This is a genomic window from Salinibacter sp. (assembly GCF_036626415.1).
Taxonomy (GTDB): Bacteria; Bacteroidota; Rhodothermia; order Rhodothermales; family Salinibacteraceae; genus Salinibacter.
Map to the genome: position 1 here is coordinate 1 of NZ_JAZKRW010000097.1, position 12,067 is coordinate 12,067.

At 62.9% G+C, this 12,067-nt stretch carries 10 protein-coding genes; all 10 read left to right on the forward strand.

Annotated elements, in window-relative coordinates:
• Positions 1–2,549 (forward strand): translation initiation factor IF-2 (gene infB, locus V5A20_RS10530; RefSeq protein WP_332316353.1); only part of this gene is annotated, 2,549 nt, incomplete at its 5' end.
• Between the two features lie 77 nt (positions 2,550–2,626).
• Positions 2,627–3,025 carry a 30S ribosome-binding factor RbfA gene (rbfA, locus tag V5A20_RS10535; RefSeq protein WP_332316354.1) on the forward strand — a complete coding sequence of 133 codons (399 nt, stop codon included), beginning with the start codon at positions 2,627–2,629 and terminating at the stop codon, positions 3,023–3,025.
• A 44-nt stretch (positions 3,026–3,069) separates the two neighbouring features.
• Positions 3,070–3,798 carry a tRNA pseudouridine(55) synthase TruB gene (gene truB, locus V5A20_RS10540; RefSeq protein WP_332316355.1) on the forward strand — a complete coding sequence of 243 codons (729 nt, stop codon included), beginning with the start codon at positions 3,070–3,072 and terminating at the stop codon, positions 3,796–3,798.
• Positions 3,799–3,814: 16 nt separating this feature from the next.
• The gene (locus tag V5A20_RS10545; RefSeq protein ID WP_332316356.1) at positions 3,815–4,750 is read left to right on the forward strand and encodes a bifunctional riboflavin kinase/FAD synthetase; all 936 of its coding nucleotides are present in this window, start codon (positions 3,815–3,817) and stop codon (positions 4,748–4,750) included.
• Between the two features lie 125 nt (positions 4,751–4,875).
• Positions 4,876–5,142: a 30S ribosomal protein S15 gene (rpsO, locus tag V5A20_RS10550; protein ID WP_332316357.1), complete on the forward strand. Its 267-nt coding sequence runs from the start codon at positions 4,876–4,878 to the stop codon at positions 5,140–5,142.
• Positions 5,143–5,282: 140 nt separating this feature from the next.
• Positions 5,283–7,421: a polyribonucleotide nucleotidyltransferase gene (pnp, locus tag V5A20_RS10555; protein WP_332316359.1), complete on the forward strand. Its 2,139-nt coding sequence runs from the start codon at positions 5,283–5,285 to the stop codon at positions 7,419–7,421.
• 167 nt (positions 7,422–7,588) lie between these two features.
• A complete protein-coding gene (galE, locus tag V5A20_RS10560; RefSeq protein ID WP_332316360.1) occupies positions 7,589–8,575 on the forward strand; it encodes a UDP-glucose 4-epimerase GalE in 987 nt (328 codons plus the stop codon).
• A gap of 57 nt (positions 8,576–8,632) precedes the next feature.
• Positions 8,633–9,454, forward strand: a complete 822-nt coding sequence (locus V5A20_RS10565; RefSeq protein ID WP_332316361.1) for a segregation and condensation protein A — start codon at positions 8,633–8,635, stop codon at positions 9,452–9,454.
• Positions 9,455–10,009: 555 nt separating this feature from the next.
• Positions 10,010–11,617, forward strand: coding sequence for a carboxypeptidase regulatory-like domain-containing protein (locus V5A20_RS10570; RefSeq protein ID WP_332316362.1), 1,608 nt, complete (start codon positions 10,010–10,012; stop codon positions 11,615–11,617).
• 83 nt (positions 11,618–11,700) lie between these two features.
• Entirely contained in the window at positions 11,701–11,943 is a 243-nt protein-coding gene (locus V5A20_RS10575) for a hypothetical protein (RefSeq protein WP_332316363.1), read from the forward strand.
• Positions 11,944–12,067: the final 124 nt, after the last annotated feature.

The window sequence follows — 12,067 nt, forward strand, 5'->3', positions numbered from 1 at the left end:
CCGAAGCGTCGACGGCTGTCGAAGAGGAGCCTGAACCGACCTCGGGGGCGGAAGACAGTGGGGAAGCGCCAGACATTGAGGCCTCCGAGGCGCCAGAGGTTGAGGCGGATGCCGACGAGGACCTCCAGGCCGAGGCCGCTGCGCCCGAACCGGCCTCGGAGGAACCGGCCGCGGAGGAGTTAACCGCAGAAGAGCCAGCCGCGGAGCAGCAAACTCCGGAAGAACCGACTGATGAGGGTGAAGAGGAGGCCCCTGCGGAGGAGGCCACGGCCCCCGACGCGGAGGCTGAAGACCACGCCCCTGAGGAGGAAACGGAGGGGCCGGACGAAACTGCTGAGCCTGATGAGGGCGCTGCCGACACGGCCGAAGCGGAGGCCTCGGCTGACGAGTCGGCTGACAAGAAGACGGATGCCACAGGCGAAGCAGAGGACGAAACCCTGAAGGCAGGGCGTTACCGCCTCAAGGGGCCCAGTGTTGTGGGGAAGATGGACAGCGACCAGCTGCAACGGCCCGAGCGCAAGCGCAAGCGCAAGAAGAAAGAGGAAAAGAAGAAGCGCCAAAAGAAGAAAAAGAAGCAGAAGCAGAAAAAGAAGCAGAAGAAAAAACAGAAGAAGAAGCAGAAGGGCGGAGGGGGACCCGACGAAGAGGACATCGAACAGACCCTGCAAGAGACGCTGCAGGAGCTGGAGCAGGGAGCCAGTCGGGAGCGTCAGCGTCGCCGTCGCCGTCGCCGCAAGCGTCACGAGGAGGAACGCCAGCGCCGCCGCGAACGCAAGCGCGAGCAGGAAAATATCCTGGAGGTCACCGAGTTCGTCACCACCGGTGAGCTTGCAAACTTGATCGGTGAGCCCGTGAGCGACGTCATCGATACGCTGTTTGACGCGGGCATGATGGTGTCGATCAACCAGCGCCTCGACACGGAAACGATCGAGTTCGTCGCCGACGAATACGGCTACGAGGTTGAGTTCGTCGCGGAGCGGGATACGCAGACGGTCGAGGTTGAAGAAGACGACCCAGAAGACCTCGAACCGCGCGCCCCGGTTGTTACGGTAATGGGGCACGTCGACCACGGCAAGACGTCACTTCTCGACTACATTCGGAACGCCAACGTGGTTGCCGGCGAGGAGGGCGGGATTACGCAGCATGTGGGGGCACACTACATAGAGCTTACCGACCACGACGACGAGGCCATCGCCTTCCTCGACACCCCGGGCCACGAGGCCTTCACTGCGATGAGGGCCCGTGGCGCCAAGGCCACCGACATTGTGATTCTCGTCGTCGCCGCCGACGATTCGGTGATGCCGCAGACGAAGGAGGCCATCAACCACGCTCAGGCCGCCGATGTGCCCATCGTGGTGGCCATTAACAAGATGGACAAGCGGGAGGCCGACGCCGAAAAGGTGCGGGCCGAGCTCGCGGAGCAAAACGTCCTCGTGGAGGAGTACGGTGGAGACGTTCAGTCCGCCGAGGTGTCCGCCGAAACGGGGGACGGCATCAACAGTCTGCTGGACAAAGTCCTTCTGCAGTCCGAGATCATGGAACTGCAGGCCAATCCCAACCGGGAGGCTTCGGGCGTCATCATCGAGAGTCGTCTGGAGAAAGGGCGCGGAAACGTCATTACCGTGCTGGTCCAGAACGGGACCCTCGAGACGGGCGACCCCTTCCTCGCTGGCATCCACAGCGGGAGTGTCCGTGCCATGTTCGACGAACGGGACAACCGTATCGAACGGGTGGGCCCGTCCCAGCCTGCCCTCGTGCTTGGATGCGACGGGTCCCCGGAGGTGGGCGACCAGTTCGTCGTGATGGACAGCGAGAGCGAGGCCCGCGAAGTGGCACAGGAACGCCAGCGCATCCACCGCGAGCAGGAGCTTCGCCGGCAGAGCCAGGTCTCGCTCGACCAGGTCAGCCGTCAGATGGCCGAGGGCGAGTTCCACGAGTTGAATCTCATCATCAAGGCCGACGTGGGGGGGTCCGTCGAGGCGCTTTCCGATGCCCTTCTCAAGCTGAAGACCGATGAGGTGGCCGTTAACGTCATCCACAGCGGCGTGGGGGCCATCACCGAGAGCGACGTTATGCTGGCTCGTGCGTCGGACGCCATCATCCTGGGCTTCCAGGTGCGTCCCACCTCGGGCGCCCGCGACGCCGCCAACCGTGAGGAGGTTGATATTCGAACCTACTCCGTCATCTACTCGGCTATTGAGGATGTCCACGATGCGCTTGAAGGGCTCTTGTCCCCCGAGCGGCGGGAGGAAACGAAGGGTCGTGCCGAGGTGCGCGACACGTTCAGCGTCCCCGACGTAGGCACGGTGGCTGGCTGCTACGTGAACGAGGGCACCGTGGAGCGAAGTCACAAGGTGCGTCTCGTGAGAGACGGCGTGGTGCAGTACGAAGGAGAAATCAGCTCGCTCAAACGCTTTGAGGAAGATGTGAATGAGGTGCAGAGCGGCTACGAGTGTGGGCTTTCGATCAAAAACTTCGACGACATGAAGGTCGGAGACGAGCTTGAAACCTACGTGATCGTCGAGGAGGCCCGGGAGCTTGAGGTCTGATCCGGTGCTTTCTCCCTGCGAGGTCCTCCGGCCCAGCCGCGTCCTTTGTGATTCATCTTTCCTCCCAGCTCGCAGCCATGAGTGTATATACCGAACGTGTTGCAGAGCTCGTCCAGCGTGAAGTCGCCCGCATCCTCCAGCGTGAGTACGCGGATCGGCTCCAGCCGATGGTGACGATCACCCGTGCCCGGGTCACCGGCGACCTGTCGATTGCGTACCTCTACGCGAGCGTAATGGGCGACACCGCCGAAGAACGAGAGGCCACGTTCCGACAATTGAAGAGCCTCTCGGACGAGATCCGAGGGCAGTTGGCGTCTCGGATTCGGCACAAGGTGCGTGAGATCCCGGAACTCAAGTTCTTTCACGACGAGTCGCTGGAGGAGGCCAAGCGCATGGAGACCCTCTTCGAGCGCATCCGCGAGGAGCGAGAGCGACGGCTCGAGGAGGCCGAAAATGCCCCCGACGATCGCGAGTGACCTGCGGGGCAACGGCTTTTTCGCCCAGAGTGCATTGACCAGACGTGTCCCTCGCCGCGGCGCAGCGCGACATTCCGCCGGAGATGGTGTACACGCCCCCTGATCGCCCCACGACCTGGGACGAGGGGGCGATTCTGCCCGTGGACAAGCCGAAGGGGCGTTCGTCGTTCGATGTGGTCGAACTCGTGCGGGAGGGCACCGGTGTCCAGAAGGTCGGGCACGCTGGGACCCTGGATCCTCTGGCCACGGGCCTGCTTCTCCTCTTGGTGGCCCGGCCCGCGACCCGTCTCCAGGCCGCCTGCACGCACTTGCCCAAAACCTATCGGGCGACCCTGCGGCTCGGGGAGACGACCCCCTCCTACGACACCGAAACCGAAGTGACGAAACGGACCGACGCATCTAGGGTCACGCGGTCGGACGTGGAGGCGGCCTGCAGTGCCTTCGTCGGGTCCATCGAGCAGGCCCCACCCATGTACTCGGCCGTGAAGATAGACGGGGAGCGCCTTTATAAGAAAGCCCGTCGGGGAGAGACCGTGGAGCGCCCGCCGCGGCACGTCCGGATTGATCGCATTGTGATTACGGACTGGTCGCCGCCCGAGGCTTCCATTCAGGTGGAGTGCTCGAAGGGCACCTACATCCGGGCGCTGGCCCGTGACCTGGGCGAGAAGCTTGGCGTAGGGGCCCACCTCACGGGCCTTCGGCGCACCGCCATCGGGCCGTACAGGCTGGCAGAGAGCTGGTCCCTGGAGGCCTTGACGGACACGCTGACCTAGATCCCGAGCCGACGCTATGAAACGCGAATATGGATGGGACGCCATTAGCCGAGACCCCCGGTCGGTCGTCACCGTCGGGACCTTTGATGGCGTCCACCGCGGGCACCAGGCGATCATCGACTATCTGCAGCAGCGAGCCGAAGCGCAGGATGGGCCGAGCACGCTCGTGTCGTTTGATCCGCACCCGCGGGCCGTCGTGCACGGGGAAGAGGTCCCGCTCCTGACGACCGTGAATGAGCGTGCGGACCTGCTGGATGAGCATGGCCTCGACCGGTTTGTGGTCATCCCGTTTTCGAACGACTTTGCACAGCTCAGTCCGGCGGCGTACGTCAAGGAGGTTCTCGTGGATCGGATTGGGGTCCAGGAGATTACTGTCGGCTACGACCATCGGTTTGGAAAAGACCGGGCCGGCGATGTGGACCTCCTCCGAGAGCTTGGGGCGAAGCATGGCTTTGCGGTGGATGTGATTCCTCCGCAGGAGGTCGACCACGACATTGTCTCATCCAGCACTCTGCGAACCCTTCTGGCCGAGGAGGGGGCCGTTGAGCAGGCCAACGACCGCTTGGGGCGGCCTTATCGACTCGACGGGGTCGTGTCTCGGGGCCAGGGACGGGGGCGCGAGCTCGGCTATCCCACCGCCAACCTTGCCCTGCAGGATGTGCGCAAACTCGTGCCCAAGCGGGGCGTCTACGCCACCCTCGTGACGCTCCCCGACGGGCATCAACAGGGCGGCATGATGAACATTGGGCGACGCCCGACCTTCGACGAAATGAACGTCACCGTCGAGGTGCACCTGCTCGACTACGAGGGCGACCTATACGGGGCGACCCTCTCTGTTCAGTTCCTGCAAAGATTGCGGGCCGAACAGAAGTTTGATTCCGCGGAGGCGTTGGCGGCGCAACTTTCTGAAGACGAAGAGCGTTGCAGGACTGTCGTTCGACCCTTGGCCTGACGGCCGTTCGTCGTCCCGACAGCGTGGGACAAGAGTGATGTTCGGCGTGTTTTCCCGCGAATCTACACCGGAGTCGCGGCTTCTTCTTTAGCATGGCATAATCTAAAGAGGTATTTTACCGCACAATGATTACCGAAGCAGAGAAACAGAAAATCGTAGATCGGTTCGGCAATGGACCCGACGACACGGGCACCCCGGAGGTGCAGATCGCAATCTTCACGAAACGGATTGAGCGACTCACCGAGCACCTCGAGGACCACCCCAACGACAATTCGACTCGGCAGGGACTGCTCGATCTTGTCGGAAAACGCCGGCGCCTGCTCAATTACCTCCAGGAAAATGAGATTGAGCGGTATCGTGCCATTCGAGACGAATTGGAACTCCGAAAGTAACGAGTCCTCTTCCACGGCGTCCCGGCCTTGCCGGGAGGCCGTTTTCGATGTGAGGACTGCCTCATGCCCGACTATCGCCGGGCCTCGTGTTGGAACCCCTTTCGCCTATTGTTGATCTTGAGAGCAGCAGATTGAAACCTATGAAGCCTGAAGCGCACATCGAAGACATTGAGTTCGTCCCCGAACGATCATTGTCCCTGGAGACGGGTCGCATCGCAAAGCAGGCCGACGGGGCCATCGTCGCCCGGCTGGGGGACACCATGGTCCTCTCTACGGCCACCCTCAGTGACTCGGTCAACGAATCGAACTTCTTCCCGCTCACCGTCGATTACCGAGAAAAATTTGCGGCGGGGGGCAAAGTGCCGGGCGGGTTTATCAAGCGCGAAGGGCGTCCTACGGACAAAGAGACGCTCACAGCGCGACTGATTGACCGAGCCATCCGGCCGCTCTTTCCGGACGGCTTTTATCACGATGTCCATGTCGTGAACTTCGTCATTTCGGCCGGGCAGGACTTCGACGCCGACGTGATCGCCGGCGTCGGGTCGTCCGCTGCGCTCATGCTCTCGGGCGCGCCGTTTGCAGGGCCCTTCGCGGAGGTGCGCGTGGGGCGTGTGGACGGGGATTACGTTGTGAACCCGACGATGCAACAGACCGAAGAGAGCGACATCGATCTCGTCGTGGCGGGGAAAGAGGACGCGCTCGTCATGGTTGAGGGAGAAGCCCACGAGATCAGCGAGGAGAGCATGATCGAGGCGCTCGACGTGGCCCACCGGTCCATCCGGCGGCTGTGCGAAGGGCAGCACCGCCTCGTGGAGCAGGCCGGCGAGCCGGAGCCGTTCGAGTGGGAGGCCGACCTCGTGCCGGAGAAGCTGGTCCAGCAGATGCGAGAGCAGTACGGGCCGAAGGTGGCCGAGCACATCCACGGTCCCTACGACAAGGAGACATTCCACGGCGGCATCGACGACATCAAGGATCAGGCCGTCGACGACGTGCTCGGGGACGAACACGAGACGTCGGACGGCTACACCGCCTCCGACATCCGTGACGCCATCGGGGAGGTGGAGAAGGACGAGATGCGCAACATGATTGTTGAGGAGGGCAAGCGCATCGACGGGCGTGCCCAAACCGATGTTCGCGACCTCTGGATGGAGGTCGGCTATCTCCCGCGCGTCCACGGCTCCGCCATCTTTACGCGAGGGGAGACGCAGGTGCTCGGCTCCGTTACGCTCGGCACCTCGGAGGACGTGCAGCCGGTCGACGAGGTCTTTGCGGACACCGACAAGTCCTTCTACCTCCACTACCGTTTCCCGCCCTTCTCGGTGGGCGAGGCCAGCTACCTCCGCGGCCCCAAGCGGCGTGAGATTGGCCACAGCATGCTCGCGGAGCGGGCCTTGCGGCCGGTTATCCCGGAGCAGGATCAGTTCCCCTATACCATCCGCATTAACGCCGACGTGATGGAGTCGAACGGCTCCTCCTCGATGGCGAGCGTCTGTGCCGGCAGCCTGGCCCTCATGGACGCGGGTGTGCCCATCGACAAGCCGGTGGCGGGCATCGCGATGGGGCTCGTGCAGGAGGACGACGAGACGACCGTCCTTACCGACATCCTCGGCCAGGAGGACCACCTGGGCGACATGGACTTTAAGATCACCGGCACGCGGGACGGCATTACGGCCTGCCAGATGGACATGAAGATTGAGGGCCTCTCCCGCGACGTGATGCTGAAGGCCTTGAAGCAGGCCCGCGAGGCGCGTCACTTCATCCTCGACGGCATGGAGGAGACCATCTCCACGCCGCGCGAGGAGCTGTCCCAGCATGCCCCGCGCCTGACCAAGCTCACGATCGATCCGGATCGCATCGGCGCCGTCATCGGCCCGGGCGGGAAGGTGGTGAAGAGCGTCCAGGAAGAGACGAACACGGAGATCACCGTCGAGGAAGAGGAAGGCGTCGGCATCGTGACGATCGCGGCGACCAACCAGGACGACGCCGAGGCGGCCGTCGAGCGCATCAAGCAGATCGTGGCCGTGCCCGAGGAGGGCGAAGACTACGTCGGCACCGTCAAGGGCATCCGCGACTTCGGCGCATTCGTCGAGATCATGCCCGAAAAGACGGGTCTCCTCCACGTCTCCGAGATCGACCACGAATACGTCGAGGACGTAGAGGACTACCTCGAGGTGGGCGATAAGGTGAAGGTGCACCTCCTCGAGATCCACGACGACGGCAAGATGCGTCTCACCCGGAAGCCATTCGTCTCGGAAGAAAACGGGGAACAGGGCGAGTAGTCTGGACGTCCGCCCGAACCGGGTGGCACTGAACGGTTCCTTCGGAAAACGAAAGGCGAGGGCCCTTGGGCTCTCGCCTTTTGTGTAGGGACCGGTTGTATAGGGACCGGGAAAAGACCCGCGCCACACCCCATCGATTTCACATCACCCAACCCGCCACTCTTTTCATGCGCGTTCTGGTAACCGGGGGAGCCGGATACATCGGAAGCACCGTGGCCCAACGACTGGTGGAGACGGGAAATGACGTCATCGTGTTTGACAACCTATCACAAGGGCACCGGGCGGCAGTGCCGGAGGCGGCCACCTTCGTCCACGGCGATCTGACCAATCGCGAGGTGGTCGATCACACGCTTGCCGAACACAGACCGCAGGCGATCATGCACTTCGCGTCGCACACCCTCGTCGGCGAGTCCATGGAGGAGCCGTTTCTGTATCTCGACGAGAATGTACGCTGCGGCGTCAACCTGATGAGGTCTGCCGTGGAGCACGACGTGGACCGTTTTCTGTTGTCCTCGACTGCGAACCTGTTTGGGACCCCGGAGCGCATTCCCATCGACGAGAACGTGACGATCGATCCCGGAAGCCCCTACGGCGAGTCGAAATTCATCTTGGAGCGCGCCCTTCATTGGCTCGACGAGACGGAAGGATTGACATACGCCGCGCTCCGCTACTTTAACGCGGCCGGGGCCGCTGGGCCGGATCGGGGCGAAGACCACGACCCGGAGACGCACCTCATCCCGATTGTGTTGGAGGTTGCCCTCGGCCAGCGCGAGAAGATTGTTATCTTTGGGGACGAGTACGACACCCCCGATGGGACGTGCGTTCGGGACTATATTCACGTGCTCGACCTTGCCCAAGCCCATATTTTGGCCCTGGACGCACTGGACGACGGAAGTCGCGTCTACAACCTGGGCAATGGAGAGGGCTACAGCGTCCGTGAGGTCATCGACACGGCCCGCCGCGTCACGGGCTGCGAGATTCCGGCCGAAGAGGGCGATCCGCGGCCGGGGGATCCGCCGGTCCTCATCGCGAGCAGCGACAAGATTCGTGCAGACCTCGGCTGGGCCCCGGAGCACGGTGCCCTTGAGGACATTATCGGCTCGGCTTGGGAATGGCACCAGCGCCACCCAAATGGATACCAGGGGATGAGCTGATACGCAGTCTGACAACGTTGACACGCCATCCTCCTTTCTACAGCGGCATCAGCGAACATGTACCGCGTTGAGCTGGAGCAATTTGAGGGGCCGATGGATCTCCTCCTGTTTTTTATCAAGCGGGACGAGATTGACATCTACGACATTCCCATCGCTCGCATTGCGGACGAGTATCTCGCGTACGTCCGGGTGATGGAAGAGATTGATCTGGACGGCGTGGGCGATTTTGTCTACATGGCGGCCCTTCTCATCAACATTAAGGCCCGCATGCTCCTGCCTTCGCAGGAGGCCAACGACGAGGGCGAGGCTGTGGACCCGCGCCGGGAGCTGGTGGAGCGTCTTCTGGAGTACGTACGGTTTAAAGAGGCAGCCGACCAACTGTCCGCCCGTCGAGAGAAGCGCCGCGAGCATTTTGTGCGGGGGGACGCGTCCGCGGCCCGGAAGCGCGTCGAGGAGTCCCACGAGGTGGAGGTCGATGCGTCGGTTTTTGAGCTGGTCGAAGCACTCGGGCGGGTGCTCGAAGCCGACGAAGACGAAGGGGAGGAGGAGCCGATCCACGAGGTGGAACCGGTCGAGTATACGGTCGAAGAACAACAGCGCCACGTCATCCAGCGCCTTCGCCGCGAGTCCGAAGTCTCCTTTCGGGCGCTGATTCAGGGAGAGTCGCGGGGCTTTGTCATCGCGACGTTTCTGGCTCTTCTGGAGTTGGCACGCCAGCATTACCTCCGGCTCCGGGTCGAGGACCGGTCGTCGGACTTCTCCGTGGAGGCAAGAGAGGACGCCCCACTGCAGCCTGAGAACCCGGCCCAAGAAGATCTCCCGGAGCCCCAGGGCGACGGGACAGTCGGGGAGGCCCCAGGGCCGTCCCCGCAGGAATGACCGAGACGAGAACGTCAGAAGCGACCCACGTCCTTTCGGCGAGCCCTCAGTCCGGGGGCTCTTTTTCTATGGAGCCATCCCCACCGGAGAGGGCCCCTTCTGCGATTGAATAGGGGCACCCCTCGCAGAGTCGAAATCCTGTGCGCCTTTTCCGGCTCCGGTACGAAAAGGGCCTTCACGAGAACAGTCTGTGTGCGCAGACGGCCCCAATCCGTAAAAATTCCAGCCCTTCCGTTACGAAAGGCACCTCTCGCCCCGGCCTCTAGCCGGCAATCTTCTTCTCGTTTCAGTTGTGCCTGGGGGCTTCCCTGTGCCCCCAAGTGGAAGCTGCCGCGGATCCTTCTTTGTGCGGGGACCAGAGAGGGGGAGTCTGCTCAACTTCAGCTGAGGGACGCCTCTGTCGTCGTTCACAAGAGAGGGGTGCGCCGTGGAGACGCCCCAAAACGACCCTGGGAAGCTGGGAGCACGGGAGGCGCCTGCACCGAAGGGTTGGATTCCGGAATACTTCTTGCCGCTGTATGGAGTGCATTGGTTTCCGATTTCCTGCCCGATTTCATGTATCCTTCCGTTCGAGTTGGCCGCCCCTATGTTCTCATCCTGGCGAGCGCAGCCCTTCTAGTTGGGACACTCGGTTGCGACCTGGGCGGTGGGGGCTCCGACGACGTGGCCCTGTCCGGCCAGGTGCTTGACGCGGCCTCTAACCCGGTGGTCGACGCCCAGGTGGTCATTCAGTTCACGGACGCGACGGGCGAGAGGGTTGAGCAGACGTCCAGGACCGACTCCACGGGCCGCTTCAGGGCGTCGGTGGAGGTTGATGAGACCACTGACGTAACCATTACGGTGTCGAAACAGGGGGCAAGTGCTCAGCAGGTACGGCAAGTATCGCCTGATGTGGGGAGTGCGTCCGACCTGAGTTTCACGCTCGAGATTGGAGGAGAAGAAGACCGGGAGCCCGGACGCCCCACCGACATTCTGCTACAGGACCAGTCAGCAAGCTCAATCCGCGTGCAGGAAAGTGGAGGGACGAGCATCGCCCGATTGACGTTTCAGGTCGTCGATTCGACCGGGAAGGCCATTCAGGCGGATCAGGCCGTCGACGTTGACTTTCGGTTTGGGCAGGAGCCGGGAGACGCGACCTTGACCCCGAGCACGGTACAGACCGACGGCCAGGGCCGGGCCACCGTCAATGTGTCGAGTGGCACGACCGCCGGGGTGGTGCAGCTGGTTGCCGAGACCGAGCGGCCCGACGGGACGACGTTTGCGTCCAAGCCAGTGAGCCTCTCCATCCACGGCGGGCTCCCCAACAAATGTCACTTTAGTCTCGCCCCGGAACAGTTCAACTTCCCAGGGCTCACCCAGCTCGGCGTGACCACCCCCATTCAGGTATTCGTGGGAGACAAGTTTGGCAATCCCGTGGTGCCCGGAACGGCCGTCTCGTTCAGTGCGAATGCGGGGCTCATCGGAGGCTCTCTTCAGACCGACGATCAGGGGCGGGGCTCCGTAACGCTCACGTCTGCGGAGCCGCTGCCAGAGGGAGGGGTGGGCACCGTGCGGGCCGAGACCGCGGGGACCGACGACGTGAATACGATCGTGAACCCCGACAACTGCCCCGACCCGGCGGACACCGGCAATGAGAACACGATTTCCGAGACGATCCCCATTGTCTTTTCGGGGCGGCCGGAGGTGAAGGTTGACCCCGGTCAGATTGAGCCCAGCTCGACGGAGTTGCCGCAGACCTACGAATTGACGGTCCAAGATGTGCAAAACAACAACCCGCTGGCGCCGGGAACGACCATCCAGGTGCAGGCGGAGGGAACGAAGGTGAAGGCCGTTGGCAACACCGACATCACCCTCGACGACACATTCCTCAGCGATGACGACGGCAATGGGTTCGACGCCGGAGACATCGTCAACAAGGACGAGATCACGTCCTTCACCTTCCGGGTCGTAGAAGACCTCGACATCGAGGAGGCGGGAAGCCCGACGGTCGAGACGGTGACGATTTCCGTTGCCGGGCCCAACGGAAGCTTAGAAATTGTGCTCACCCCCACCAGTGCGAATACCAGCACCAGCGCCGCGCCCCAGCCCTTGACGCAAACGGAAGGGGCTACGGTGCGCCGGACCGCGTCCGGCGGGGTGGTGGTCCGAGCGCCTCAAGAGTAGAACCATCCACGCCGCTCCCATCCTGGGGGCTGTTTCGCCGCGGACGGTGGGGCCCCCGTGACTTCCCAAAACCAGCCAGGGCAATGATACCGATCGATGTCGAGCGTCACGGAGCCGTCGTGACCGTGACGACCGACAGCAAGAAGCGCATGTATGCGGTCATTCACCTCGCTGTGCCAGCGGGGTTCGACCCGTCGGACTTCACGCTGACGCGTGTCAAGATGAACCGTTGGGAACTCTTGTTCGAGAGGGTGTCGACCGCCCACCGCTTCAAGCGCCTCATGGACGAGGCGGCGAACCTCGTCGGACAGAAGGTCCCCGGGTAAGATGCGCGAGTCATGCCCACGGAAGAGGCGCCCACGGGTGCTGGGCGAGAAGGCCTCCGTCTGTATTCGGGAGAACGGGCAATCGGAAAGCTCAGGGCGCAGAGGAAATGACGCCGAGCCGTTC